The 25,190-nt window shown below is 60.4% G+C and carries 23 protein-coding genes, 4 tRNA genes and 1 pseudogene; 7 read left to right on the forward strand and 21 right to left on the reverse strand.

All coding sequences use genetic code 11. The annotated features are described in order from the left end of the window. Positions 1–137: 137 nt before the first annotated feature. The 4 genes and pseudogenes from AACY08_RS21205 to AACY08_RS21220 all read left to right on the forward strand — a co-directional run. A pseudogene (locus AACY08_RS21205) lies at positions 138–464 on the forward strand (alpha/beta fold hydrolase); the annotation flags it as partial. 92 nt (positions 465–556) lie between these two features. Next, positions 557–802, forward strand: coding sequence for a DUF2790 domain-containing protein (locus AACY08_RS21210; RefSeq protein WP_339420622.1), 246 nt, complete (start codon positions 557–559; stop codon positions 800–802). A 42-nt stretch (positions 803–844) separates the two neighbouring features. Continuing rightward, positions 845–1,516 carry a heavy metal response regulator transcription factor gene (locus AACY08_RS21215; RefSeq protein WP_049712399.1) on the forward strand — a complete coding sequence of 224 codons (672 nt, stop codon included), beginning with the start codon at positions 845–847 and terminating at the stop codon, positions 1,514–1,516. Further along, on the forward strand, positions 1,513–2,913 hold the full coding sequence (locus AACY08_RS21220; protein WP_339420620.1) for a heavy metal sensor histidine kinase: 1,401 nt from the start codon (positions 1,513–1,515) through the stop codon (positions 2,911–2,913). Before AACY08_RS21215 ends, AACY08_RS21220 begins: the two co-directional genes overlap by 4 nt. A gap of 11 nt (positions 2,914–2,924) precedes the next feature. Here the strand turns inward: AACY08_RS21220 and AACY08_RS21225 are convergent, their stop codons facing one another. The 4 genes from AACY08_RS21225 to AACY08_RS21240 all read right to left on the reverse strand — a co-directional run bounded on the left by AACY08_RS21225 (position 2,925) and on the right by AACY08_RS21240 (position 5,735). Further along, a complete protein-coding gene (locus AACY08_RS21225; RefSeq protein WP_339471279.1) occupies positions 2,925–3,371 on the reverse strand; it encodes an anti-virulence regulator CigR family protein in 447 nt (148 codons plus the stop codon). 63 nt (positions 3,372–3,434) lie between these two features. Next, a complete protein-coding gene (pcp, locus tag AACY08_RS21230; RefSeq protein WP_339471280.1) occupies positions 3,435–4,064 on the reverse strand; it encodes a pyroglutamyl-peptidase I in 630 nt (209 codons plus the stop codon). Between the two features lie 7 nt (positions 4,065–4,071). After that, the gene (locus tag AACY08_RS21235) at positions 4,072–5,022 is read right to left on the reverse strand and encodes a DUF979 domain-containing protein (protein ID WP_339471281.1); all 951 of its coding nucleotides are present in this window, start codon (positions 5,020–5,022) and stop codon (positions 4,072–4,074) included. Further along, positions 5,019–5,735, reverse strand: a complete 717-nt coding sequence (locus AACY08_RS21240) for a DUF969 domain-containing protein (RefSeq protein WP_339420616.1) — start codon at positions 5,733–5,735, stop codon at positions 5,019–5,021. Before AACY08_RS21240 ends, AACY08_RS21235 begins: the two co-directional genes overlap by 4 nt. A gap of 338 nt (positions 5,736–6,073) precedes the next feature. On the opposite strand from AACY08_RS21240, the gene AACY08_RS21245 reads away from it, so the two are divergent. Together AACY08_RS21245 and AACY08_RS21250 are read left to right on the forward strand one after the other, a co-directional pair. Beyond that, positions 6,074–6,619, forward strand: coding sequence for a hypothetical protein (locus AACY08_RS21245; RefSeq protein WP_339471282.1), 546 nt, complete (start codon positions 6,074–6,076; stop codon positions 6,617–6,619). A gap of 9 nt (positions 6,620–6,628) precedes the next feature. Beyond that, positions 6,629–6,814: a hypothetical protein gene (locus AACY08_RS21250; RefSeq protein WP_339437348.1), complete on the forward strand. Its 186-nt coding sequence runs from the start codon at positions 6,629–6,631 to the stop codon at positions 6,812–6,814. Between the two features lie 625 nt (positions 6,815–7,439). On the opposite strand, the gene AACY08_RS21255 is transcribed toward AACY08_RS21250, so the two are convergent. Beyond that, positions 7,440–7,516: transfer RNA gene (locus AACY08_RS21255), tRNA-Val, on the reverse strand. 184 nt (positions 7,517–7,700) lie between these two features. On the opposite strand from AACY08_RS21255, the gene AACY08_RS21260 reads away from it, so the two are divergent. Then, positions 7,701–8,984: an NAD(P)/FAD-dependent oxidoreductase gene (locus tag AACY08_RS21260; protein WP_339471283.1), complete on the forward strand. Its 1,284-nt coding sequence runs from the start codon at positions 7,701–7,703 to the stop codon at positions 8,982–8,984. Positions 8,985–9,203: 219 nt separating this feature from the next. Here the strand turns inward: AACY08_RS21260 and AACY08_RS21265 are convergent. From AACY08_RS21265 to leuB, 16 genes are all read right to left on the reverse strand, one after another. After that, positions 9,204–9,280: transfer RNA gene (locus AACY08_RS21265), tRNA-Asp, on the reverse strand. 105 nt (positions 9,281–9,385) lie between these two features. Further along, positions 9,386–9,462: transfer RNA gene (locus AACY08_RS21270), tRNA-Asp, on the reverse strand. A gap of 55 nt (positions 9,463–9,517) precedes the next feature. Beyond that, positions 9,518–9,593 (reverse strand) — tRNA-Val (locus tag AACY08_RS21275). A gap of 163 nt (positions 9,594–9,756) precedes the next feature. Continuing rightward, entirely contained in the window at positions 9,757–10,521 is a 765-nt protein-coding gene (locus AACY08_RS21280) for an SDR family oxidoreductase (RefSeq protein WP_339420613.1), read from the reverse strand. An 11-nt stretch (positions 10,522–10,532) separates the two neighbouring features. Further along, positions 10,533–11,744, reverse strand: coding sequence for an O-succinylhomoserine sulfhydrylase (locus tag AACY08_RS21285; RefSeq protein ID WP_339437350.1), 1,212 nt, complete (start codon positions 11,742–11,744; stop codon positions 10,533–10,535). Positions 11,745–11,809: 65 nt separating this feature from the next. Next, positions 11,810–13,315, reverse strand: a complete 1,506-nt coding sequence (gene purF / locus AACY08_RS21290) for an amidophosphoribosyltransferase (RefSeq protein ID WP_339420611.1) — start codon at positions 13,313–13,315, stop codon at positions 11,810–11,812. 41 nt (positions 13,316–13,356) lie between these two features. Next, complete coding sequence (locus tag AACY08_RS21295; RefSeq protein ID WP_003192538.1) at positions 13,357–13,914, reverse strand: CvpA family protein; 558 nt, start codon at positions 13,912–13,914, stop codon at positions 13,357–13,359. Positions 13,915–14,171: 257 nt separating this feature from the next. After that, positions 14,172–14,819: an SPOR domain-containing protein gene (locus AACY08_RS21300; protein WP_339471284.1), complete on the reverse strand. Its 648-nt coding sequence runs from the start codon at positions 14,817–14,819 to the stop codon at positions 14,172–14,174. Further along, positions 14,803–16,110, reverse strand: coding sequence for a bifunctional tetrahydrofolate synthase/dihydrofolate synthase (folC, locus tag AACY08_RS21305; RefSeq protein ID WP_339471285.1), 1,308 nt, complete (start codon positions 16,108–16,110; stop codon positions 14,803–14,805). Before folC ends, AACY08_RS21300 begins: the two co-directional genes overlap by 17 nt. Continuing rightward, positions 16,107–17,027 (reverse strand): acetyl-CoA carboxylase, carboxyltransferase subunit beta, encoded by a 921-nt coding sequence (gene accD / locus AACY08_RS21310; protein ID WP_339471286.1) that lies wholly within the window; start codon positions 17,025–17,027, stop codon positions 16,107–16,109. Before accD ends, folC begins: the two co-directional genes overlap by 4 nt. Before the next feature lie 244 nt (positions 17,028–17,271). Further along, positions 17,272–17,904 carry a phosphoribosylanthranilate isomerase gene (locus tag AACY08_RS21315; protein ID WP_339471287.1) on the reverse strand — a complete coding sequence of 211 codons (633 nt, stop codon included), beginning with the start codon at positions 17,902–17,904 and terminating at the stop codon, positions 17,272–17,274. Positions 17,905–17,967: 63 nt separating this feature from the next. Continuing rightward, positions 17,968–18,792 carry a tRNA pseudouridine(38-40) synthase TruA gene (truA, locus tag AACY08_RS21320; RefSeq protein ID WP_065874106.1) on the reverse strand — a complete coding sequence of 275 codons (825 nt, stop codon included), beginning with the start codon at positions 18,790–18,792 and terminating at the stop codon, positions 17,968–17,970. A 141-nt stretch (positions 18,793–18,933) separates the two neighbouring features. Next, positions 18,934–21,489: a FimV/HubP family polar landmark protein gene (locus tag AACY08_RS21325; protein WP_339471288.1), complete on the reverse strand. Its 2,556-nt coding sequence runs from the start codon at positions 21,487–21,489 to the stop codon at positions 18,934–18,936. A 161-nt stretch (positions 21,490–21,650) separates the two neighbouring features. Continuing rightward, complete coding sequence (locus AACY08_RS21330) at positions 21,651–22,661, reverse strand: aspartate-semialdehyde dehydrogenase (RefSeq protein ID WP_339471289.1); 1,011 nt, start codon at positions 22,659–22,661, stop codon at positions 21,651–21,653. A 236-nt stretch (positions 22,662–22,897) separates the two neighbouring features. Continuing rightward, on the reverse strand, positions 22,898–24,010 hold the full coding sequence (asd, locus tag AACY08_RS21335; RefSeq protein WP_339471290.1) for an aspartate-semialdehyde dehydrogenase: 1,113 nt from the start codon (positions 24,008–24,010) through the stop codon (positions 22,898–22,900). Between the two features lie 64 nt (positions 24,011–24,074). Then, positions 24,075–25,157, reverse strand: a complete 1,083-nt coding sequence (gene leuB, locus AACY08_RS21340; RefSeq protein WP_017530190.1) for a 3-isopropylmalate dehydrogenase — start codon at positions 25,155–25,157, stop codon at positions 24,075–24,077. Positions 25,158–25,190 lie beyond the last annotated feature (33 nt).

The following is a 25,190-nucleotide window of genomic DNA, read 5'->3' on the forward strand; positions in this document are numbered from 1 at the left end:
AAACGCAACCGACGTCGGATGCATTACAGGTTTGTAAGGCAGCCGCAAGTCTTGGCAGCACCCTCACTTCATACAGCGAAGTCGTCAGTCACCCACGCCGGATGACGCCACTTCCTCCTGATGAAAAGGGTCCCACCATGAAACCTGCAAGCAAACTCTGCCTGATCGCCGCCAGCCTGCTGATGCTGGGCACTGGCACCGCCATGGCAGGCACGGTCGCACCGATCAAAGCCAATAACGTGGTGCTGGTACATGGCTCATGGGCTGACGGTTCGAGCTGGTCCGAGGTCATCACCCGCCTCCAGGCCACCGGCTTGCACGTTACCGCCGTGCAGAACCCGCTGACCTCGGCGGCCGAAGACGTCGCCGCCACCAACCGCGTACTGGACCAACAAGACGGCCCTACCGTGCTGGTCGGCCATTCCTACGCCGGCGTCAACCCTGAGCCCCGCATTACAAACTTGTCATCATCCTGTTGGTGGGCTGTTCGGGACGGCTGGTTACCGTGTACTCACTGCCACGACGTGACAGCCAACCCTTTTAGAGAGATACCGTCATGAAACTGTTTATCCTCGGCTTTGCCGCTCTGCTCGCAACCGGTTCTGTGTTTGCTGCCGAACCCGTGATCCACGACAAAACCGGCTTCTTCGTGCACCTGGATGTGGCCAAAGTACTGTCGAGCACCGACACCTACGGCCGATGCGGCATTGTCCCGGCGCAACTCAACTACCTGGACAGCCAGGGCCGTGAACACGTGTTGGACTACCAGGTCCTGGCCACCGGTTGCCCTAGTGACAATTGATCGGGCTACACTTGCGCCACGCATAGAGACAAGGCACTTCCCATGAACATTCTTGTAGTCGAAGACGAACCCAAAGCCGGCAACTACCTGCTCAACGGCCTTCAGGAGCTGGGTTATTCCGTCAGCCTCGCCCGTGACGGCGTGGATGGCTTGCACCAAGCCCTGGAAACGCCGTTCGACGTCATCGTGCTGGATGTGATGATGCCGAAAATGGACGGTTGGGAAGTGCTGCGCCGTCTGCGCAAGGAAGCCGACACGCCAGTGCTTTTCCTTACAGCCCGCGACGACATTGCCGACCGCATCAAGGGCCTGGAATTGGGCGCCGATGATTACCTGATCAAGCCGTTCTCCTTCGCTGAATTGGTGGCGCGTTTGCGTACCCTGACGCGCCGCGGCCCGAGCCGGGAAGAGGAGCAGCTACAGATCGCCGACCTGCACATCGACGTGCTAAAGCGCCGCGTCACCCGCGCGGGCACACGCATCACCCTGACCAACAAAGAGTTCGCCCTGCTGCACCTGTTCGCGACCCATCAGGACCAGGTGCTGTCCCGTTCGCTGATCGCCTCGCGTGTGTGGGACATGAACTTCGACAGCGACACCAACGTAGTAGACGTGGCCGTGCGACGCCTGCGCTTGAAAATCGACGACCCGTTCCAGCTCAAGCTGATTCACAGTGTGCGGGGCATTGGCTACCGCTTCGATACCCAGCCATGAGCAGGCGCAGTCATTACTCCTTGACCCTGCGCCTGGCGTTGATCTTCGCGCTGCTCGCCTTCGCCCTGCTGGCTACCCTAGGCGTGGCGCTGTACCGCGAGCTCGAACGGGAACTGATCATGCGCGACGATGCCGCATTGATTTCCCGTGTCGATCAACTGCGCAACTTGCTCAACGACAGCAACACGCTCGACCTGATCAAGACCAAGCCGGAACTGTTCCAGAACATGCTGGGTAACCACGAGTCGGTACTGAGCATTGCCGCGCCGGGACAAAAACCGCTGCTGCTGGTGAACCCGGGTAATATCGATTTGCCGTCTGTGCCACCCGTCGCGAAGGATCACGCGCTGGGACTCGCCGACGTGCACCATCTGCCTGGCGTGAATGGCGTGCCCTTCTCCACCGTCGCCGCCTCCATCGACTCCGGCGACCTGGGCAGCCTGCAAGTCACCAGCGGGCGCCTGATGACCGAGCGCACCGCGGTGCTCGCCAGCTATCGCTTGAGCGTTTATATCTTGGCGAGTATTGCCGCAATCCTCCTGGCAGTGGTCGGTTACCTGCTTGTTCATCGCGGGCTCTTACCGTTGCGCCGCCTGGCCCGACACGCCCAGGGCATTGGCGTCGGCAACCTCGCCGAACGCCTCGATAGCCATGGCGCACCGAAAGAACTGCTGCCGATGATTGATTCGTTCAACACCATGCTTGAGCGGCTGGCCAAGGGCTTTGTGCAACTGGGCCAGGTGTCCACCGACATGGCCCACGAACTGCGCACGCCAATCAATAACCTGCTGGGCGAAACCCAAGTCGCCCTGCAACAGAGCCGCAGCATCGAAAGCTATCAGCAACTCCTGGCGTCCAATGTCGAAGAGCTTGAACGCCTGGCACGGATGCTCGACAACATGCTGTTCCTGGCCCGCACCGACCCGGCCAGCGCCCTGCGTCAACGCCAGGAGCTCAGTGCCACGGATGAGGTTGAACGCATTGCCGAGTACTTTGAAGGCCTGGCGGGCGATGTGGACATCAGCATTCAGGCCAGAGGTGAAGGGGTGATCTGGGCGGAGCCGATGTTACTGCGCAGGGCGCTGGCGAACCTGTGCGCCAATGCCATCAAATATGGTGCGCCGGGGACTGAGTTGTTGATTCAGGCGGTTCCTGATGCCGAGGGCATTTACCTGAAGGTCAGCAACCAAGGCGAAACCATAGCGGCCGAGCATCTGCCGCGACTGTTCGAACGGTTTTACCGGGTGGATGAATCACGAGAACGCTCCGCCCAATCCAATGGGTTGGGCTTGTCGATTGTGGCGACCATCATGCAGTTGCATAGCGGGCGGTACAGCGTGAGCAGCCACGATGGCGTGACCTGCTTTGAGCTGTTTTTCCCAGGACGCGTGGCGTAACGTTTGCCCCGTCAGTCAAAGGCGCCATTGAGTACTTCGTAAATGATGCCCGACGCAATGGTCACCAATATCAGATCGGTACCTGCTTGCTGCCATTCATACCCATCATAACGGGGCAACTGGCCCAATAAACGACCATCCAGTTTTTTGGCGATGCCCGGCGGTAATGGCTTACCGCGCGCGAGGTTCTTCTGGATACCGGGGGGCAAGGCTGGCCCCGGGCTCCAGTAGTTGCGGTAGCCACCCAATACATTCAGTACCCTGCCTCGATCGACACTGGGGCCGTGACTACCCGATGCGCCTTTGCCTTTGGGTTTGTCATGCCCCTGCCCGACCGAGCTATTGCCTTTATTGTTCCCCTGCCCCTTGCCATTACCAGGATCGGCCAGGGCCATACCACTGCCAGCAAACAAGAAAAGCGAAAGCACGACAGACACGCATTTCAGAGACTTGATCATGGCGATTACCGTGGAGTGGGTGCCCCTGAACTGTAGTTGAAGGTTGGCGCTCACGCCCAGCCCTCAACTGACCTGACCGCCCACTTCGACTATATCCGTCGAGGTTTGCCATGCCGCAGACACCGCGATGCGCAACCCCTCGACCAGGGTCGACAGCACCATCGGCGGCTGGCATGCCCCGTAAACATCAGGCACATGGATAAAGCCACTGCGCACGCCCGACCCCGCCAACTGGTGCTGCAGCCGATAGAACACCTGATTGCACACAAAGGTGCCTGCTGTTTGCGATACCGATGCCGCAATTCCGGCTTTGCCCACAGCCTTGACCATCGCCTTGATCGGCAGCGTCGTGAAGTAGGCTGCCGGGCCGCCAGCCAAGACTGCCGTATCGATAGGCTGCTCGCCCAGATTATCGGGGATGCGTGCATCGTTGATGTTGATCGCCACCCGCTCCATCGAGATAGTGCTACGCCCCGGCCCCAGACCGGTGGCGATCACCATCGCCGGGTGCAGCTCATCGATCAACTGGGTCAGGCACTCGCCAGCGGTCGCAAAGGCGCAAGGCAGCCGACGCGCGACAATCTGCACATCGCTTCCCAGCAGCACGCCATCCAGTTGGCGCACAGCTTCCCAGGAAGGATTCACCGGGTCTTGATCAAAGGGCTCGAAGCCCGTCAGCAGTACAGTTTGCATCTCGACCTCACATCAACAGGTAAAGCAGTACGATATTGACCACCAGCATCATCAGCGCGGTCGGCAATTGGGCCTTGATCACCGCGTTCTTGTCCGGCAGCTCCAGTAACGCAGCCGGCACAATATTGAAGTTGGCGGCCATGGGCGTCATCAAGGTCCCGCAGTAGCCGGAGAACATGCCGATCGCTGCCATCACCGCCGGGTTACCGCCGTAGATTCCCACCAGTACCGGCACGCCGACGCCGCCAGTCATCACCGGAAACGCCGCGAAGCCGTTCCCCATGATCACTGTAAACAAAGCCATGCCCAACACGTAGACCATCACCGCCACCAACTTGAAATCCAGGTTGATATAGGTGGTAGTGACATGCGCTACAGCCGTGCCGACCCCAGCTTCGTTGAACAGCAAGCCGAGCATCGCCAGCATTTGCGGCAGCACCATGGCCCAGCCCAGGGCTTCTGTGAGGCGGCGGGATTCGCGCAAGGCTTGTACCGGCGTATCGCGGGTCAGCCAGCAGGCAAGGCCGAGGGCGATCAGGCAGCCGATGCCGAGGGAGACGAAGGTGGTGTTTTTCGGGTCCAACAGCGGTGTGCCGCCGATTTCGGTGTGTTTGAGCAACACCGAGCCGATCACCGTGGTCAGGGGGATGGCCAACGCAGGGATAAACAGTTTGTGACCCAGCCGACCGGCACTGGCACGCGAAGCCTTTTCATGCAGCTCAACATGCTTGCCACGTCCGACGCCGCCCATGCCGGCGATCAATGCCATGACCACGATGCCGACACCGATAACCACCGACGGCAAGCGTTCACCGATCAGGAACGGAATGGCGAACAACAGCCAGAACAACGCACTGGACCAGCGCTTGGGATGGGTTCTGTCCATCACGATCATGCCCGCCGTGATCAACAGCAGAACCCCGGCCAGCCAGTAGAGGTATTGAATGGAAATGATCATTGCGCGGCCTCCACGGGGGTGGCGGCAGACGTCATCTCACGGGTGAGCCTTCGGTCAAACCGATGCAGACGGATCGCATGGATAATAAACGCGCAGATCGCCGTAGGAATGCCCCACACCGCGATGTGCAGAGGTTCCACATCAATCCCTGAGCCGAGCAGGAAGGTGTGCATCAATGCGATGGCGCCAAAGGCGACAAAGATGTCTTCACCAAAAAAAAGCCCGACGTTGTCTGTCGCGGCGCACATGGCCAACACCTTGTGACGCAATTTGTCTGGCAGCTTGCCGTAGCGTTTTTCCGCCGCACCCTCGGCCATTGGCGCCAGTAACGGGCGCACCATCTGCGGGTGCCCACCCAGACTGGTCAAGCCCATGGCGGCCGTGGATTCGCGCACAAACAGGTAAATGATCAACAAGCGCCCGACCGTGGCGCGCTCGAACCGTGCAATCCAGTTCTGCGCATGCAGGCGCAGCCCATGGCGCTCCAATAGGCCGATGACCGCCAGGGGCAACAACAGAATCAACTGCAGAGCTCGGGTCTGAAGGAAGCCATCGCCCATGGTGGCAAGGATTTTCTCCAGTGGAAAATGGGCGGCAAAACCGGTGGCGATAGCGGCGGCGGTGACCACCAGCAGAGGGTTGATGCGCAAGACAAAGCCAACCACGATCACAAGTACGCCGATCAACGGCCATAAGTTCACAACAGTTTGCATGGCGGAGAGGTCCTTTAGTGCGCGCTGCGGCGCCATTACAGCAGGATGTGAACAAAGGGTTCACAGCAAGAAGTGGCGTGCAGTCGGCTCGGTTTTTATTGTTGACCCGGAAGGTCGAGCGTCAGTGGCGGCAACTTTGCTGGCTGGGGCGGGAGGTGTCCAACAAGAAAAATTGTTGCTGCAAACCAATAAATTTTGTGGGTGATTGAGTCGCGCGTACGTAGCAAGGTGTGGACAGACCGGGAAGAATTCGCGCATCTTAGCGCCGCCCGTTTATCAGCCGTGTGCTGGCAACCCGCGCACGCTTCACTCAATACTGCTGTGGATATGGAAATTCAATGAAAGCCCAAAAAATCCTGATCGCCCTCTCCTGCGCCGTTGCTTTATCCATGCTGGGTGGCTGCGCCGCCAAGGTAAAAAGCGGTGGTAGCGCCGCGCTGACCATCTCGGATTCCGCCAAACACAACCTCGTGGTGAGCATCAAGGGCGAAGGCCCGGTCGAGCAAAATCCGGACTGGAACCTACTCAAGCGCGACTGGAACAACGCGCTCCAGGTAGAAGCCCGCCAGGCCGGTTTCAATGTCACGGAAAGCCCTGCTGTAGCACCGAGTGATGAGGAAGGTGTAGCCATCAGCATCAACGTGAGCAAGTTCCGCTACATCGAGCCGGGCTCGCGGTATGTCGCCGGAGTGTTGGTCGGTAACGCCTGGGTCTTCTCCCGCGCCGACTACTCCGACCTGAAATCCGGCGCACCGATTGGTTCGCGCACCTACGACACCTCATCGTCCGCCTGGGAAGGCATTGCCTCGGCCATGACGCAGAAGCAGGTGCAGGCGATTGCCAAGCAGATGATCAGCGATATCAAGAGTGCCAAGGCGAAGTAAGCCGTCCTTGTGAGCGAATTTTTCGAGCTGACCTGGAAGCTGATCGACCTGGTGCTCAGATATCTAGATATCGCAAGCGACCGCACCCCGCCACGGCGAAAACGCGTGTTCTCATTCGGATTCGTAATGTTTTTACTGTTGGTCGCGGTGGTTGAACTGGTGGTGCTGCAGGCATTTCTTGGAGGGAACGGCTGAGGCTGTCGCTTCGGTTTCCAGCGGCGCGACTGACCTCAAAAACCCTGTTTATAGTGGCGGGATACTTGCGGGGTTCAACATGCAAAAAGCCCAGCGAATAGCTGGGCCTGCATTGAAAAACCTACTCTGCAGGTGACTCGGAGGCTGGCGAAAACACCTTGAGTGTGAGCTTTGGATCAGCCACTTCCACCCAGCCCTTCTTCAAAGACTCATCCGCCACAATTTTACGTATCAAAAAGCAGTAGATGATTGGCAAACCGGCACTTAGGATTGCCATCCAAGGCGGGCCTGCGATAAAACTCAGCCCTATGACGATCATCCAGATAAACAAATGCCGCCAGAGTCCGGCCAAGCGGAGATCAGGGAAACCCAGAAACTATATCGCCAGAACCTGAAACGAATCGACGTATTCAATCTGGTCGCTGCCTGGACGTTTGAAGTAGCGGGCCACTGCACTGCCTTTTTGGGTTTAACCCAGCGAACCTAGCACTGTAAGCCCGGGACGAACAAGGCTGCGCGAGACGGGAGCTCGGTATATAGAGCACGCCGAAATGCGACACAAAAACAAAAAAGGGCCCACCTTTCGGTGAGCCCTTCTAGACCGCCCAGCAGAGCGGATTTTGTTTGGTAGGCGCGATTGGACTCGAACCAACGACCCCCACCATGTCAAGGTGGTGCTCTAACCAACTGAGCTACGTGCCTGCTGTGAGGCGGCATTCTACGGAATTCCGGAGGGGTGTCAACATCTTTTTTGCAGCTAACCCTATGAATATGCGAATTTTTTATTGGCGTGGAGCCCACGCGTGAATTTCGGGTGGCTGGCAGGCAATTTTCAACTCAGGTAGGATCAGCGCACTCGTAAAAAATATAAAACAGAGGTTCCAGGATGGCGAACACCCCCTACCCCCAGTCGTATTACGCCGCTTCCGCGAATACCGTTCCACCTCGCCCGGCACTGCAAGGCGAGGTCGAAACCGACGTGTGCGTGATTGGCGCCGGCTATACCGGCCTTTCCAGCGCGCTGTTTCTGCTGGAGAACGGTTTTCGCGTGACGGTACTGGAAGCCGCCAAGGTGGGGTTTGGCGCCTCGGGCCGAAACGGCGGGCAGATCGTTAACAGCTACAGCCGTGATATCGACGTGATCGAGCGCAGCGTCGGGCCGCAGCAGGCGCAGTTGCTGGGGCAGATGGCGTTTGAGGGCGGCAGGATCATTCGTGAACGCGTCGCCAAGTATCAGATCCAGTGCGACCTCAAGGACGGCGGGGTATTCGCCGCACTTAACAGCAAGCACATGGGCCACCTGGAGTCGCAAAAGCGCCTGTGGGAACGCTACGGCCACACGCAGCTGGAGTTACTGGACGAACACCGCATCCGCGAAGTGGTGGCCTGTGACAACTACGTCGGCGGTTTGCTGGACATGAGTGGCGGGCACATCCACCCGCTCAACCTGGCCTTGGGCGAAGCAGCAGCAGTTGAATCGCTGGGCGGAACGATCTACGAGCAATCGGCAGCAGTGCGCATCGAGCGCGGCGCCAACCCAGTGGTGCACACCGCCGAGGGCAAGGTCAGGGCCAAGTTCATCATCGTCGCGGGCAATGCCTACTTGGGCAACCTGGTACCGGAACTGGCCGCCAAATCAATGCCGTGTGGCACGCAAGTAATCACCACGGCGCCGCTGGGCGATGAGTTGGCGAAGACGTTGCTGCCGCAGGATTACTGCGTCGAAGACTGTAACTATCTGCTCGACTACTACCGCCTCACCAGCGACAAGCGCCTGATCTTCGGCGGTGGCGTGGTGTATGGCGCACGCGACCCGGCAAACATCGAGGCAATCATCCGTCCGAAGATGCTCAAGACCTTTCCGCAGCTCAAAGACGTGAAAATCGACTACGCCTGGACCGGCAATTTCCTGCTGACCTTGTCGCGCTTGCCGCAAGTTGGTCGGCTGGGTGACAACATTTACTACTCGCAAGGCTGCAGCGGCCATGGCGTGACGTACACGCACCTGGCGGGCAAGGTACTGGCGGAGGCGCTGAGAGGCCAGGCAGAGCGTTTTGATGCGTTTGCTGACCTGCCGCACTACCCGTTCCCGGGTGGGCAACTGCTGCGCACGCCGTTTGCGGCGCTTGGGGCCTGGTATTACGGGCTGCGCGACAAGTTGGGCTTCTAACGCTATCCAACTGTGTGCGGGCTTGCTCGCGAATGCGGTGGTTCAGTCACTGGAAATATTGACTGACGAACCGCCTTCGCTAGCAAGCCCGCTTCCCACATAAGCCAAATCGCAGACACAAAAAACCCCGGTCTTTCGACCAGGGTCTTTGCTATCGGATCAAAGCAGCCAAAGGCTTTCTTTGTGCTTCAAGGCGTTCAGTGGGCCTTGAAGCAGATATGGCGCAGCGGACGGGACTCGAACCCGCGACCCCCGGCGTGACAGGCCGGTATTCTAACCGACTGAACTACCGCTGCGTATCGCTTGACCAGTTGAACGTAAACCCTCAACTGTCTTTAAACATCTGATCGATCAGCCTTGGCTGTTCAATCTCAAGCCTGATAGATCAAGCCTGGAAAATATGGCGCAGCGGACGGGACTCGAACCCGCGACCCCCGGCGTGACAGGCCGGTATTCTAACCGACTGAACTACCGCTGCGCGTCGGTGCAACCTTTAACGTTGCGTCTTGCCCTGGAGCAAAACTCTCAAGAAGTGGTGGGTGATGACGGGATCGAACCGCCGACCCTCTGCTTGTAAGGCAGATGCTCTCCCAGCTGAGCTAATCACCCTTTGCTTCGTTGAGGCCGCGAAATTTACGCAGGTAGCGGACCTAAGTCAATAGCAGGATTGAGTTTTTTTTCAAAAACAGCTGTAAGTTGCAAGCTTCAAGCTGCAAGTTAAAAGCTACCGAAAACCGGCTTTCACTTACAACTTGAAGCTTGCAACTGCCCCTCACTGCTCATAGACCATCTTCTTGCTCATGCCACCGTCCACCACAAACTCTTGCCCGGTGACAAACCCCGCTTGGCGCGACAGCAACCACGCCACCATCGCCGCCACGTCCTCGACCGTACCCACCCTGCCCGCCGGATGCTGGGCGTGATCGGTATCACTCAGCGGCTCTGCGCGACGGGCTGCGGGATCACGCGCATCGATCCAGCCAGGGCTGACCGCATTGACCCGCACTTCCGGCCCAAGGCTCATGGCCAAGGCGTGAGTCAGCGCCAGCAGGCCACCCTTGCTCGCCGCATAGGCTTCGGTGTCCGGCTCCGACTGGCGAGCCCGCGTCGACGCCAGGTTAACGATGGCACCGCCATGGGCACGAAGATACGGCGCACAGTGCTTGGCCAATAACATCGGCCCACTGAGATTCACAGCCAGCACCCGATTCCAGTAAGCCAGATCCAGGCTTTCCAGGGTAATGTTGCGCGGGTCGGCGACCGCCGCATTGCACACCAGCGCGTCCAGGCGCCCGAACTGCCCGAGCACTTCGGCGACGCCCTGGGCCACTTGCTTCTCGTCGGCCACGTCCATGGTGATAAACCAGGCGTTTTCGCCCAGCACCTTGGACACCCTGGAACCGCGCTCGCGGTCCAGGTCGGTCAACACGACTTGCCAGCCTTCGCTGATCAGCCACGCGGCAATCCCGAGGCCAATGCCCCGCGCCGCGCCTGTCACCAGCGCGACACGCCCGTTACTGGCTGCCGCCGTATCCATGGACCACTCGATCACAAGGCCGCCAGCCCGCGAGCCAGGTCAGCCTGCAAGTCGGCAACGTCCTCCAGGCCCACCGCAACGCGGATCAGGCTGTCACGGATACCCGCCGCCTCGCGCTCCTGTGGCGCCAGGCGCCCGTGGGAGGTGGTGCTCGGGTGAGTGATGGTGGTCTTGCTGTCACCCAGGTTGGCAGTGATGGAGATCAGGCGAGTGGCATCGATAAAGCGCCAGGCGCCGTCTTTGCCGCCCTTCACTTCGAAGCTCACCACGGCACCGAAACCACGCTGCTGGCGCTGGGCTAACGCGTGTTGCGGGTGGCTCTTAAGACCGGCGTAATGCACTTTCTCGATACCGTCCTGTTGCTCCAGCCACTCGGCCAGGGCCTGGGCGTTGGCGCAATGGGCCTTCATGCGCAGGCTGAGGGTTTCCAGGCCTTTGAGGAAGATCCAGGCATTGAATGGGCTCAAGGTCGGGCCAGCGGTGCGCAGGAAGCCGACGACCTCTTTCATCTGCTCACTGCGACCGGCGACCACACCGCCCATGCAACGACCCTGGCCGTCGATGAACTTGGTGGCCGAGTGCACAACAATGTCCGCGCCCAGCTTCAACGGCTGCTGCAGCGCCGGGGTGCAGAAGCAATTGTCGACCACCAGCATCGCGCCCTTGGCGTGAGCGACTTCGGCCAACGCGGCGATATCCACCAGCTCAGCCAAAGGGTTGGATGGCGACTCGACGAACAGCAACTTGGTGTTGGCTTTGATCGCAACGTCCCAGCCGGACAGGTCCGCCAGGGGCACGTAGTCCACTTCAATGCCAAAGCGCTTGAAGTACTTTTCGAACAGGCTGATGGTCGACCCAAACACGCTGCGCGACACCAGCACATGGTCGCCGGCGCTGCACAGGCTCATCACCACCGCCAGGATTGCCGCCATGCCGGTCGCCGTGGCCACCGCTTGCTCAGCACCTTCAAGCGCCGCGATACGCTCCTCGAACGCGCGCACGGTCGGGTTGGTGTAACGCGAATAGACGTTACCCGGCACTTCGCCAGCAAAGCGCGCAGCGGCGTCGGCCGCTGTGCGGAACACGTAGCTGGACGTGAAAAACATCGGATCACCGTGCTCACCTTCCGGCGTGCGGTGTTGGCCGGCGCGCACAGCCAGGGTATCGAAAGCTACGCCATCGAGGTCGCTGTCCAACCGACCGGCATCCCATTCCTGACTCATGCTGCCACTCCTTACTCAATTCTTTATTTAAGATACAAAACCGGCCCCTCAGGGCCGGTTGTCACTCAGTTGTTGTACAGATCGATGATCGCGCTGACCGCCTGGGTCTTGATCTTCGACGAGTCATTACGCGCCTGCTCGATCTTGTTCAGGTAGGCATCGTCGACATCCCCGGTCACGTACTTGCCGTCGAACACGGCGCAGTCGAACTGGTCGATCTTGATCTTGCCACCGCCGACCGCTTCGATCAGGTCCGGGAGGTCCTGGTAGATCAGCCAATCCGCGCCGATCAGGTCGGCAACATCCTGGGTCGAACGGTTGTGGGCGATCAGTTCATGGGCGCTCGGCATGTCGATACCGTAAACGTTCGGGTAACGCACGGCAGGCGCGGCAGAACAGAAGTACACGTTCTTAGCACCGGCTTCGCGGGCCATCTGGATGATCTGCTTGCAGGTGGTGCCACGCACGATGGAGTCATCCACCAGCATCACGTTCTTGCCGCGGAACTCCAGCTCGATCGCGTTGAGCTTCTGGCGAACCGACTTCTTGCGCGCCGCCTGGCCCGGCATGATGAAGGTACGGCCGATGTAGCGGTTTTTCACGAAGCCTTCGCGAAACTTGACACCCAGGTGGTTGGCCAATTCCAGCGCAGCGGTACGGCTAGTGTCCGGAATCGGGATTACCACGTCGATGTCATGCTCAGGACGCTCGCGCAGGATCTTCTCAGCCAGCTTCTCGCCCATACGCAGGCGTGCCTTGTACACCGAAACGCCGTCGATGATCGAATCCGGACGCGCCAGGTAGACGTGTTCGAAGATGCACGGGGTGAGTTTCGGCGCCACGGCGCACTGGCGGGTGTGCAGCTTGCCGTCTTCGGTGATGTACACCGCTTCGCCCGGCGCGAGGTCGCGAATCAAGGTGAAGCCCAGGACGTCCAGGGACACGCTTTCGGAAGCGATCATGTACTCGACGCCTTCGTCGGTGTGACGCTGGCCGAACACGATCGGGCGGATGCCGTGCGGGTCGCGGAAGCCGACGATGCCATAACCAGTGATCATGGCGACAACGGCGTAACCACCGACGCAACGGTTGTGCACGTCAGTCACGGCAGCGAACACATCCTCTTCGGTCGGCTGCAGCTTGCCGCGCTGGGCCAGCTCGTGGGCGAACACGTTGAGCAGCACTTCCGAGTCAGAGTTAGTGTTGACGTGGCGCAGGTCAGATTCGTAAATCTCCTTGGCCAGCTGTTCAACGTTGGTCAGGTTACCGTTGTGAGCCAGCGTGATGCCGTAAGGCGAGTTGACGTAAAACGGCTGAGCTTCGGCAGACGTCGAGCTGCCGGCAGTCGGGTAACGCACATGGCCAATGCCCATGTGCCCGACCAGGCGCTGCATGTGACGCTGGTGGAACACGTCACGCACCAGGCCATTGTCCTTGCGCAGGAATAACCGGCCGTCGTGGCTGGTCACAATACCGGCAGCGTCCTGGCCGCGGTGCTGGAGGACGGTTAGCGCGTCATACAGCGCCTGATTGACGTTCGACTTACCGACGATACCGACGATGCCACACATGCGACGCAACCCCTACTTAATGAATCTTGACTGAACCCAGCTTACTGAGGCGTTTTGGCCGGTAAGAGGTGTTCCTTGAACGGAAGATCAGCGGGTACGCTGATTCCGCTGGCCAGCCACTGACTGCTCCACCCCAAAATGAGGTTCTTGGACCAATCTGCAACCAATAGAAATTTTGGCACGAGTACCGACTCCTGCCACCACGAATCCTGCTGTACCGGCCCCAGGCTCAACAGCCCGACTGCCACGACCACCAGCAACGCACCACGCGCAGCGCCAAAGGCCATGCCGAGAAATCGATCGGTCCCGGAGAGGCCGGTGACACGTATCAACTCGCCAATAAGATAATTGACCATTGCCCCCACCAGCAGCGTGGCGATGAACATGATGGCGCAGCCCGCGATGACGCGGGCCGAAGGTGTCTCGATGTATCCGGCCAGGTAGACCGACAATGAACCGCCGAACATCCAGGCTACGACTCCTGCGATGATCCAGGTCAGCAACGACAGTGCTTCTTTTACGAAGCCGCGGCTTAGACTGATCAAAGCGGAGATGGCGACAATTGCAACAATCGCCCAATCAACCCAGGTAAATGGCACAGTGCAGCCTACGGACAGATGAGGCGGCGCATTTTAGCAGAGCGCTGGGCTGTCGGTAAGCTGTGATTGCGGCTGCTTTGCAAATCAATAGTTTGGGGCGAGCCAACGCGATTTCAAGCCCACCACAAAACGAATGTGGGAGCTGGCTCGCCTTCGATGGGGCCGGCACATTCAACATCACTGTTGATTGATCCGGCGTCATCGCAGGCAAGCCAGCTCCCACGTTTGGCTTGCATCCCTACCAAGTGCTGGCGGTATCAGCCGCGCTCAGGCTGGAAGCGGGTCACAAAACCCTTGAGGTTCTGCTGGCGATCCAGCAAGTCCCGCAGGCGATCCGCTTCGGCACGCTCGATCAACGGCCCGACAAACACGCGGTTCTTGCCGTCGGCGCTACGGATATAGGCGTTATAGCCCTGGCTACGCAGCTTCTTTTGCAAGGCGTCGGCGCCCTCGCGGCTGCCCAGGCTGGCCACTTGAATCGACCAACTGATCGGCAAGCCATTCGGATCGATACGACTCTGGCCCACATCCGGCTTGCCCGGTGCGGCGGGCTGCGGTGCTACCGGCTTGGGCGCAGGTGCAGGCGCGACAGGCTTCGCAGCGGGTGCCGGCTTGACCACTGGCACGCTTGGCTGCACCGGCATCGACGGTGCTTGCTGCGCAGCCACTTCATCATCCGTCGGCACAGGCTCTTCTTCCGGCAAGGCCTGGGGCTCAGGCACGACCACAGGCTCGACCTGAACCTGCGGCACCGCCGGGGCTTGTGGCGCGGCCGGAGCCTCAACCACGACCTGGCGCGCTTCGTCCTGACGAGAAAACAGCATCGGCAGGAAAATCACCGCCAGCGCTACCAGAACCAAGGCTCCGACCATTCGCTGCTTGTACGCGCTATCCAGTAATGCCATGTGCAGCTTCCTCCGTGGAGCGCCGGGCTAACCACTCAAGCGCCTCGGCAACGCAATAAAATGACCCGAACAATAGAATTTCATCGTCGGGCGTAGCAACGGCGCACTGCGCTTCAAGGGCCTCGGTGACGCTTGTATACGACGCCACAGGTGCACCAAGGTTCTGCAACGCCAGTTCCAGCTCAGCAGCCGGGCGACTACGCGAAGTATCCAGCGGCGCCACAGCCCAGGCCTGGACGCTGCCCAACAAGGGCGCGACCACGCCATCCAGGTCCTTGTCCGCCAGCAGACCGAATACGGCAAGACGACGACCGACCTGCGGCGTGCGTGAAAGGCGCTGAGCCAGGTACTCGGCCGCATGGGGGTTGTGCCCCACATCCAACAGCAAGTTCAGGCGCTTGCCCTGCCATTCGAACGCACGACGATCCAGGCGCCCTACCACGCGAGTCGCCAGCAATGTGGCAGCAATCTGCTCGGCATTCCACGGCAGATCCAGCAGCAGATAGGCTTGCAGCGCGAGCGCGGCGTTTTCCAATGGCAGGTTCAATAGCGGCAGGTCACGCAGTTCCACCGCCTGGCCACGGGCATCGAGCCCACGCCATTGCCAGTGCTGCTCACCGATCTCAAGATTGAATTCGCGGCCGCGCAGGAAGAACGGGCAACCCAGCTCGCGCACCTTGTCCAGCAGGGTATGCGGCGGATTTAGGTCACCACACAGCGCAGGCTTGCCCTGGCGGAAGATCCCGGCTTTTTCATAAGCCACGGACTCACGGGTGTTACCCAGGTAGTCGGCGTGGTCCACGCCAATGCTGGTGACCAGCGCCAGGTCGGCATCCACCACATTGACCGTGTCCAGACGCCCGCCCAGACCGACTTCCAGCACCACCACATCCAGTTGCGCACGCTCAAACAGCCAGAACGCCGCCAGGGTGCCCATCTCGAAATAAGTCAGGGAAATCTCGCCTCGGCCCGCATCGAGTGCGGCGAAGGCTTCGCAGAGTTGCGTATCAGTGGCTTCGACGCCATTGAGTTGCACCCGCTCGTTGTAACGCAGCAGGTGCGGGGAATTATAGACGCCAACTTTCAGCCCTTGGGCCTGGAGCAGCGCCGCGACAAAGGCACAGGTAGAGCCTTTGCCGTTGGTGCCGGTTACCGTGATCACGCGCGGCGCCGGACGACCCAACCCGAGGCGGGCCGCTACCTGTTGCGAACGCTCCAGGCCCATGTCGATGGCGGAGGGATGCAACTGCTCAAGGTAGGCAAGCCATTCGCCCAGGGTGCGCTGGGTCATAGGTTTGCAGGCACCGGCGGCACCACAATCGGCTCGACTTTAGGCGCGACGTAGACAGGCGTAGGCAGGCCCATCATTTGCGCCAGCAGGTTGCCCAGGCGCGGGCGCAGCTCACTGCGCGGGATGATCAGGTCGATAGCACCGTGCTCCAGCAGGAACTCGCTGCGCTGGAAACCTTCGGGCAGCTTTTCGCGTACGGTCTGCTCGATCACGCGCGGGCCGGCAAAGCCGATCAGGGCCTTTGGCTCGCCGACGATCACATCACCCAGCATTGCCAGGCTGGCGGAAACACCGCCGTAGACCGGGTCAGTGAGCACGGAGATGAACGGGATGCCTTCTTCGCGAAGACGCGCCAGTACCGCGGAAGTCTTGGCCATTTGCATCAGGGAAATCAGGGCTTCTTGCATACGAGCCCCACCGGAGGCGGCGAAGCAGATCATCGGGCAACGGTTTTCCAGGGCATAGTTGGCCGCGCGGACAAAGCGCTCACCGACGATGGCCCCCATGGACCCCCCCATGAAGGAGAACTCAAACGCCGACACCACAACTGGCATGCCGAGCAATTTGCCGCTGACGGAAATCAGCGCGTCTTTCTCGCCGGTCTGCTTCTGCGCACCGACCAAGCGGTCCTTGTACTTCTTGCTGTCACGGAACTTGAGACGGTCAACTGGCTCCAGATCAGCGCCCAGTTCGTTGCGGCCGTCAGCATCCAGGAAAATGTCGATGCGGTCGCGCGCGCCAATACGCATGTGGTGGTTGCACTTGGGGCAAACGTCCAGGGTCTTTTCAAGCTCGGGGCGATACAGCACCGCGTCGCAGGATGGGCACTTGTGCCACAGACCTTCAGGAACCGAGCTTTTCTTCACCTCGGAACGCATGATCGAAGGGATCAGTTTGTCTACTAACCAGTTGCTCATGCTTTCTTTCTCCAGTACCGGTGGCTTGAACACAGCCCCGCGTATGCCCTTGAGCTAAATTCATATGTGGCGATGACACATGCTGGACGGGGTCAGACGTTCGACCGGCCATTTCCTGCATGCACCCTCAGCCTTCCAGACAACCTGCCAGCGCAGGGTTGCCACTTCATTTCCGGGCCACCCACAGGCGGCGCCGGGCTGTTTTACACAGTGGTAGTTATGGACGGCGGCAGACTGCCAGCCGTCACATCCCACCACCGCTGTTGCGCACGGCCCGCATGAATGCGCGAATCTTGCTGTGGTCCTTGATGCCCTTGCCCTGCTCTACCCCACCACTGACATCCACGGCATACGGCCGAACCTGTTCGATCGCGGCTGCGATATTCGCAGGGTTGAGCCCGCCAGCCAGGATGATCGGTTTGCTCAAATCTTCGGGAATCAGCGACCAATCAAACGCCTCGCCGGTTCCGCCGGGCACGCCTTCGACGTAGGTGTCGAGCAGAATCCCGCGAGCGCCACCATAGGCGGCACACGCCGCCGCGATATCATCCCCGGCCTTGACGCGCAACGCCTTGATATACGGGCGCTGATAGCTTTCACATTCTTCCGCCGTTTCGTCGCCATGGAACTGCAGCATGTCCAACGGTACGGCATCCAGGGTTTCGTTGAGCTCACACCGGCTGGCGTTGACGAACAGACCCACGGTGGTCACGAACGGCGGCAATGCGGCAATGATCGCCCGCGCCTGCAACACATTCACCGCCCGCGGGCTCTTGGCGTAAAACACGAAACCGATGGCATCCGCGCCCGCCTCGACCGCCGCCAGCGCGTCTTCTATGCGGGTAATCCCGCAAATCTTGCTGCGAACGGCTGACATGTCGTGAAAACCTCGGGGTTGGAACCAGAAAGTCCCGGATGGTAACAAAAGCTTTTCCGGGCGTCAGCCGCCAAGTTCGCTGAAACCTGTGAGGAAGTGTGGCCCGATGAAACGTTCCGGCAATTCAAACTCGTCGCGGTACTCCACATCTACCAGGTACAGACCGAACGGATGTGCCGTGACCCCGCCCGTGCGGCGAATTCGGCTTTCCAGTACTTCCTTGGCCCACTCCACCGGGCGCTCGCCCGTGCCGATAGTCATCAGCACCCCGGCAATGTTTCGAACCATATGGTGCAGGAAGGCCCCGGCGCGAATATCCAGCACAATCATCTTGCCGTGACGGGTCACCCGCAAATGGTGGACCTCCTTGATCGGCGACTTGGCCTGGCACTGGCCGGCACGAAACGCGCTGAAATCATGCACGCCCACCAGGTGCTGCGCCGCTTCGGCCATGCGCTCGGCATCCAGCGGGCGGTGGTTCCAGGTAATTTCTTCGTTGAGGTGCGCCGGGCGGATCTGATCGTTGTAGATCACGTAGCGATAACGCCGGGCGATCGCCTTGAAGCGTGCATGAAAGTGCGCCGGCATCACCTTGGCCCAGCTGACACTGACGTCATGGGGCAGATTGATATTGGCGCCCATCACCCAAGCTTTCATTGACCGTTCAGCCTGGGTGTCGAAGTGCACTACCTGGCCGCAGGCGTGCACGCCGGCGTCGGTGCGCCCGGCGCACATCAGCGATACCGGCGAATCGGCGACTTTGGACAGGGCCTTTTCCAGGGTTTCCTGCACCGTCAGCACACCGGAGGCCTGGCGCTGCCAGCCGCGATAGCGCGAGCCTTTGTATTCCACGCCAAGGGCGATGCGGTAAAAGCCTGCGGCCGCCATTTCGGCGGCCGCGTTATCTATATTTGCCAAGAACTGAGAGCCTGATGAGTTGCGCAGAGGGGGTCATTATGCCGGTTTGTGTGGGAGCCCACAAAAGCAAAACGGCGCCCCGAAGGGCGCCGCTGCTTTAACAGTCGACGATCACGCCAGCCGGTCGAGCATTTCCTTAGCCTCGCCGCGCTGGGTCTCATCACCTTCGGTCAGCACTTCGGAGAGGATGTCCCGCGCGCCGTCCGCATCGCCCATGTCGATATAGGCTTGGGCCAGGTCAAGCTTGGTGGCCACCTCATCCGTGCCGGAGAGGAAGTCGAATTCCGGCTCATCATCGCCCAGTGCCGCGTCTTCCGCGGTAAAGGACGGCTCGATGGACGGATGTTCCAGGCTCTGGGACAGGCGGTCCAGTTCGGCATTGACGTCATCCAGCTCCGACGCAAAAGCATCAGGCTTGGCGCTTGCTTGCGGCTCATCGGCCAGGGACAGGTCGAAATCTTCCGGCAGATCGAAATCGTCCAGCGCCGCAGGGGTCAGGGTCGGCGGCTCGACAGCAGGTACGTCCTTCATCTGCTCGTCCAGGCCCGAGAGGAAGTCGTCATCGGATTGCGCCGAAGCCGGTGCATCAGGTTGCAGGTCCAGGTCGAAGTCCGACAGATCATCCGGAGCGGCCTTGGCTTCAGTCTGCTGCTGCAGGAGCGACTCGAATGTCTGCTGATCGTCCTTGACCTCAGCCGGGGATGCCGCTTCCAGATCGTCCAGGCTCAAATCGAAATCGGTGTCGAAGGTCTCTGGCGCAGGCTCAGCCGGCTTGTCTTCGAGCAAATCCTTGACGTATTGAGCGTCCAGCGCGGCGGCGGCAACCGCAGCGCTGACGCCCGCCGCCAAAACGGCCATGGCCGGGAAGCGGCTTTTGAGCTGCTCGACCTGGGCGTGGTTTTCACCATTGGCTACCAGTTGACGCTCTTGGGTGACGAAGCCGTCCTTGTCGCTTTGCAGGCCGTAGACTTCCATCAGCTTCAAACGCAGGTCGCTGCGCTTGGGCTCATGCTTAATTGCCTGCTCCAGCACATCGGCGGCCTGGTTCAGGTGGCCACGGTCGATATGGGATTGGGCCTGGGCCAGTGAATCGCTGGAGTTTGCCGGGGCCACAGCAACAGCCAGCGGCGCAAGTACAGAGGCAACGGTCGGCACAACAACTGCCGGCTCAACGGCTGGGGCCGCTGCTGGAGCGGCGGCCAACTTGACGCTTGGCGGCGGCACTTCCAGGCCTTCGAAACTGTCCGGCGGCAGGTCGTGGTCGATGTTGGAGGCGAACTCCGGCTCTTCAGCCAGGGCCCGCGCCATGCGCAGGTGCTTTTCCTCTTCGCGGCGAGCATTGCGATGGCGCGCCCACAACAGCAGGAGCAACAGCACCAACAAAATAGCCGCACCGCCGAGCACACCGAGCACGGCGGGGCTAGTCAGCAGGTCGTTGAATTTGCCCTCGGTGGTGGCAGGCGCTGCATCAGCTTTGACCGGTTCAGCCGCTGGCACAGGCGCTGCTGTCGCTGCTGTCGCTGCATCGGGCACTGAAGGGGCAGCAGCCGGCTCACCCGCCAACTGAGCCGGCATTGCTGCAGTGGCCGGAGCGACCGGAGCCCCCTTTTCAGCCTGTAAACGGGCAAGCTGATCGTTTTTCAGTTGAATCAGTTTTTGCAGCTTGTCCAACTGGCTTTGCAGGTCGGCCGCACGGCTTTTCAGCTCTTCGTTGTCGCGACGAGTGGTGTCCAGTTGCTCCTGGGTCATTGCCAGTTTGTCGCTCAGAACCGCGCTGTCGCCAGCCTTGCCTTTGGCGCCCTTCTTGGCCGCCTCGGCCGAAACCAGGCTCAAGTTGTCCTTAGCGTTGGTAGTCGCTGGCGCGTTGCCAGCTTGGGCGCGCTTGGTGGCGTCCAGTTGCTGCTTACCCGCCGCAGGGTTGGTGGCGACGCGCCGACCCTGGCGCCAGGCGTTATTCTGCGCGCGGACTTCGGCTATCGCCTGGGGTTGCGGCAGCGCGGTGCTTTCTACGGTATCTGGCAGGCGCAGGACCTGGCCGGTTTTCAGGAGGTTGATATTGCCGTCGATAAACGCGCCCGGGTTGAGCGCCTGGATCGCCAGCATCGTCTGCTGGACCGAGCCGCCATTGCGATTCTTCGCGGCAATTTCCCACAAGGTGTCGCGGGAGGTGGTGGTGTACTGCGCCGGCTTGCTCACGGCTGGCGCGGTGCTGGCAGGCGCCGCCACACGCGGGGCAGGTGCGGCGGCCGTCGGTGCCCGCTGGTCGAATTTGGCCGGGTCGAGCAATACGCTGTAATCGCGCATCAGACGGCCATTGGGCCATTGCACCTGCAGCAGAAAGCGTACGTAGGATTCCGGCAGCGGCTTGCTTGAGGTGACACGCACCACGCTGCGGCCATTGGGATTGACCACCGGGGTAAACGTCAGGTCATTGAGGAACGCCTGGCGATCGACGCCCGCGTCCACAAACGCCTGAGATGAGGCCAGGCTCGGCGTGATCTCGGAAGCCGTGAGGCCACCGACATCGAGCAATTCGATCTCCACCGCCAACGGCTGGTTCAACTTCGACTTGAGGGTCATCTCCCCCAGCTGCAGCGCCTGCGCCATACCGGAGGACAGCGCCGAGGCGGCCGCTATTGCTAACACCAGTTTGCGAACTTGAACCATAGCCTCATCCTTTGTTTGAACACTCCCCGGCCTGCGAGAAGGTTGGTAACCGCTGCCATAAGGCATGGCGAGCCGATAGGTTACCGACGCGCTTCTGTTCTGCTTTGGACCAAGCATAGCGCCTGGCTAGAATCAATCTACAAATTGCCGCCAAGTATCTTTTACACAAGGTCTTTTATCAACAACTGCGCCAACTGCACGGCGTTCAGTGCGGCGCCTTTGCGTACGTTATCTGACGTCAGCCACAGATTTAGTTCCGCCGGGTCATCCACACCCTTACGGACCCGCCCTACATAAATAACATCCTGGCCTACCGCGTCGCCCACTGCGGTGGGATAGTCCCCCTCATCCACGAGCTCTATACCTGGAGCTGTGTCGAGTGCGCGGTTCACGGCGGCGAGATCGACCGCTGCGCCCAATTGCAGAGACACAGTCAGGCTATCGCCAAAAAACACCGGTGCTTGAACGCAAGTTGCGGAAATCTTTAGCAAAGGTAATTCCAGCACTGCACGCAGTTCATGGACCAGGCGTTTTTCCAAGGCTGTATGACCCTGGGCGTCTGGCGCGCCGACTTGCGCCAACACATTGAAGGCGACCTGACGATCAAAGAACGTCGGTTCCAGCGGGCGCATGTTCAGCAGCTCGGCGGTTTGCCGTGCGAGCTCGCTGACCGCCTCGCGCCCCTGGGCCGACATTGCCAGGTTGGCGGTGACGCTCACGCGTTGGATATCCAACAGGCCACGCAAGGGCGCCAGTACCACCGCCAGGTTGGTCGCCGATGGGCTTGGGCTGCCGAGCTGGAACGGTTTTTTCAGGCCATCAAGCACATGGGCGTTGACTTCCGGCACCACTTGCGGCGCTTGCGCGGCCGGCAAGGCGCCAGACAAGTCGATCACCGAGCAACCCGCCGCGGTGGCACACGGGGCGAAACTCAAGGTAACCGCCGGTCCCGCCGCAAAAAAAGCCAGTTGCACTTTGCTGAAGTCGAACTCATCGACTTCCCTCACCCGCACGTTCTTGCCGCGAAACGGCACGGATGCGCCAGCCGAGTTGTTGCCCGCCAGCAAATGCAGAGTGCCCACCGGGAAGCTCAACTCTTCAAGGATCTGCACCAGGGTTTCGCCAACGGTGCCGGTGGCGCCGATTACGGCGATATCAAAGGTCTGGGTCATGAGGGCTGCCTCGGGCATTGCGGGGAGCGGCACTTTACCGGGTGGTGGGGGGGTGAGGCAATTAACCCAGCGTTTGTGGTGTGACTGATGGCCTCTTTGCAAGCAAGCCCGCCCCCACATTCGATCGAGTTAAATGCAATCAAATGTGGGGCTTGCCCGCAAAGAGGCCCGAAAGCACAACAAAAAAAAACCGCGCCTGTCACCAGAACGCGGGTTTCTCATCTTGCCTCAAGCGATCAACGCTCCAGCAGAATCCGCAGCATACGACGCAACGGCTCAGCCGCGCCCCACAGCAGCTGGTCGCCAACGGTGAACGCGCCCAGGTACTGGGTGCCCATGTTCAGCTTGCGCAGACGACCCACCGGCACATTCAGGGTACCCGTGACCTTGGTGGGGCTCAGCTCCTGCATGCTGATATCACGGGTGTTCGGGACCAGCTTGACCCACGGATTGTGCTGGCTGATCAGCCCTTCGATATCGGCAATCGGCACATCTTTGTTCAGCTTGATGGTCAGCGCCTGGCTGTGGCAGCGCATCGCGCCGATGCGCACGCAGATGCCATCCACTGGGATCGGGCTCTTGAAGCGACCGAGGATCTTGTTGGTCTCGGCCTGGGCCTTCCACTCTTCGCGGCTCTGGCCGTTCGGCAGTTCTTTGTCGATCCATGGGATCAGGCTGCCAGCCAATGGCACGCCGAAGTTCTCAGTCGGGTACGCATCGCTGCGCATGGATTCGGCCACACGACGGTCGATATCGAGGATCGCGCTGGCCGGGTCCGCCAGTTGATCGGCGACGGCTGCGTGGGTCGCGCCCATTTGCTTGATCAGTTCACGCATGTTCTGCGCGCCGGCACCGGAGGCCGCCTGATAGGTCATGGCGCTCATCCACTCGACCAGGCCGGCTTCAAACAAACCGCCCAGGCCCATCAGCATCAGGCTGACGGTGCAATTGCCGCCGATGTAGTTCTTGGTGCCGGCGTCCAGTTGCTGGTCGATGACCTTGCGGTTCACCGGGTCCAGGACGATTACCGCGTCATCCTGCATACGCAGGCTCGAGGCGGCGTCGATCCAGTAGCCCTGCCAGCCGGCTTCGCGCAGCTTGGGGAAGACTTCGCTGGTGTAGTCGCCACCCTGACAGGTCAGAATCACGTCGAGGGTCTTCAGCTCTTCAATATTGTAGGCGTCTTTGAGCGGGGCAACATCCTTGCCCACGGACGGCCCTTGGCCACCCACGTTCGAAGTGGTGAAAAACACCGGCTCAATAAGATCGAAATCCTGCTCTTCCAGCATCCGCTGCATGAGCACGGAACCGACCATACCGCGCCAACCGATCAGACCTACACGTTTCATCGCAACTACACCTTGTTAAAAAGTGGGCCGCCTTGCAGCAACAACTGCAAGCGGGCCAAAGAGATTACAGATTCCGCAGCGCGGCGACTACTGCGTCGCCCATTTCTTGCGTACCGACCTTGGTGCAACCCTGCGACCAGATGTCGCCAGTGCGTAAACCCTGGTCCAGCACCAGGCTCACGGCTTTCTCGATGGCGTCTGCGGCGTCGCTCAGGTTGAAGCTGTAACGCAACATCATCGACACCGACAGAATCGTCGCCAGCGGGTTGGCAATGCCCTGGCCCGCGATGTCCGGCGCCGAGCCGTGGCAAGGCTCGTACATGCCCTTGTTGTTGGTGTCCAGGGACGCCGACGGCAGCATGCCGATGGAACCGGTGAGCATCGACGCCTGGTCGGACAGAATGTCGCCGAACAGGTTGTCGGTGACGATCACGTCGAACTGCTTCGGCGCGCGCACCAGTTGCATGGCGGCGTTGTCGACGTACATGTGGCTCAGTTCGACGTCCGGGTAGTCCTTGGCCACTTCTTCAACAATTTCGCGCCACAGCTGGCTGGAAGCCAATACGTTGGCTTTATCCACCGAGCAAACCTTTTTGCCGCGCACGCGGGCCATGTCGAAACCGACACGGGCGATACGACGGATTTCGCTCTCGCTGTACGGCAGCGTGTCGTAGGCCTGGCGCTCACCATTCTCCAACTCACGCACGCCGCGTGGCGAGCCGAAATAGATACCGCCGGTCAGCTCACGCACGATCAGGATATCCAGGCCCGCCACCACTTCCGGCTTGAGGCTCGACGCGTCGGCCAGTTGCGGGTAGAGGATCGCCGGGCGCAGGTTGCCGAACAGGCCCAGTTGCGCGCGGATTTTCAGCAGACCGCGCTCAGGGCGGATGTCACGTTCGATCTTGTCCCATTTCGGGCCACCCACGGCGCCGAGCAGTACGGCGTCAGCCGCGCGAGCGCGGTCCAGGGTTTCGTCGGCCAGCGGCACGCCGTGCTTGTCGATGGCCGCACCGCCGATCACGTCGTGGCTCAGTTCAAAGCCCAGGCTGTACTTGCTGTTGGCGAGTTCCAGGACCTTGACCGCTTCGGCCATGATCTCCGGACCAATACCGTCGCCAGGGAGAATCAGAATCTGCTTGCTCATGCGTTCCTCATTTCATCAAGCGACCCGCCCGTG

The sequence above is a fragment of the Pseudomonas sp. EL_65y_Pfl1_R83 genome, from assembly GCF_963970695.1.
GTDB lineage: Bacteria > Pseudomonadota > Gammaproteobacteria > Pseudomonadales > Pseudomonadaceae > Aquipseudomonas > Aquipseudomonas tritici.

Coding starts and splice junctions, on each gene's coding strand:
- AACY08_RS21210 (WP_339420622.1), top strand. CDS start 557: ATGAAACTGTTTATCCTCGGCTTTGCCGCTCTGCTCGCAACCGGTTCT.
- AACY08_RS21215 (WP_049712399.1), top strand. CDS start 845: ATGAACATTCTTGTAGTCGAAGACGAACCCAAAGCCGGCAACTACCTG.
- AACY08_RS21220 (WP_339420620.1), top strand. CDS start 1,513: ATGAGCAGGCGCAGTCATTACTCCTTGACCCTGCGCCTGGCGTTGATC.
- AACY08_RS21225 (WP_339471279.1), bottom strand. CDS start 3,371: ATGATCAAGTCTCTGAAATGCGTGTCTGTCGTGCTTTCGCTTTTCTTG.
- pcp (WP_339471280.1), bottom strand. CDS start 4,064: ATGCAAACTGTACTGCTGACGGGCTTCGAGCCCTTTGATCAAGACCCG.
- AACY08_RS21235 (WP_339471281.1), bottom strand. CDS start 5,022: ATGATCATTTCCATTCAATACCTCTACTGGCTGGCCGGGGTTCTGCTG.
- AACY08_RS21240 (WP_339420616.1), bottom strand. CDS start 5,735: ATGCAAACTGTTGTGAACTTATGGCCGTTGATCGGCGTACTTGTGATC.
- AACY08_RS21245 (WP_339471282.1), top strand. CDS start 6,074: ATGAAAGCCCAAAAAATCCTGATCGCCCTCTCCTGCGCCGTTGCTTTA.
- AACY08_RS21260 (WP_339471283.1), top strand. CDS start 7,701: ATGGCGAACACCCCCTACCCCCAGTCGTATTACGCCGCTTCCGCGAAT.
- AACY08_RS21280 (WP_339420613.1), bottom strand. CDS start 10,521: ATGGATACGGCGGCAGCCAGTAACGGGCGTGTCGCGCTGGTGACAGGC.
- AACY08_RS21285 (WP_339437350.1), bottom strand. CDS start 11,744: ATGAGTCAGGAATGGGATGCCGGTCGGTTGGACAGCGACCTCGATGGC.
- purF (WP_339420611.1), bottom strand. CDS start 13,315: ATGTGTGGCATCGTCGGTATCGTCGGTAAGTCGAACGTCAATCAGGCG.
- AACY08_RS21300 (WP_339471284.1), bottom strand. CDS start 14,819: ATGGCATTACTGGATAGCGCGTACAAGCAGCGAATGGTCGGAGCCTTG.
- folC (WP_339471285.1), bottom strand. CDS start 16,110: ATGACCCAGCGCACCCTGGGCGAATGGCTTGCCTACCTTGAGCAGTTG.
- accD (WP_339471286.1), bottom strand. CDS start 17,027: ATGAGCAACTGGTTAGTAGACAAACTGATCCCTTCGATCATGCGTTCC.
- AACY08_RS21315 (WP_339471287.1), bottom strand. CDS start 17,904: ATGTCAGCCGTTCGCAGCAAGATTTGCGGGATTACCCGCATAGAAGAC.
- truA (WP_065874106.1), bottom strand. CDS start 18,792: ATGGCGGCCGCAGGCTTTTACCGCATCGCCCTTGGCGTGGAATACAAA.
- AACY08_RS21325 (WP_339471288.1), bottom strand. CDS start 21,489: ATGGTTCAAGTTCGCAAACTGGTGTTAGCAATAGCGGCCGCCTCGGCG.
- AACY08_RS21330 (WP_339471289.1), bottom strand. CDS start 22,661: ATGACCCAGACCTTTGATATCGCCGTAATCGGCGCCACCGGCACCGTT.
- asd (WP_339471290.1), bottom strand. CDS start 24,010: ATGAAACGTGTAGGTCTGATCGGTTGGCGCGGTATGGTCGGTTCCGTG.
- leuB (WP_017530190.1), bottom strand. CDS start 25,157: ATGAGCAAGCAGATTCTGATTCTCCCTGGCGACGGTATTGGTCCGGAG.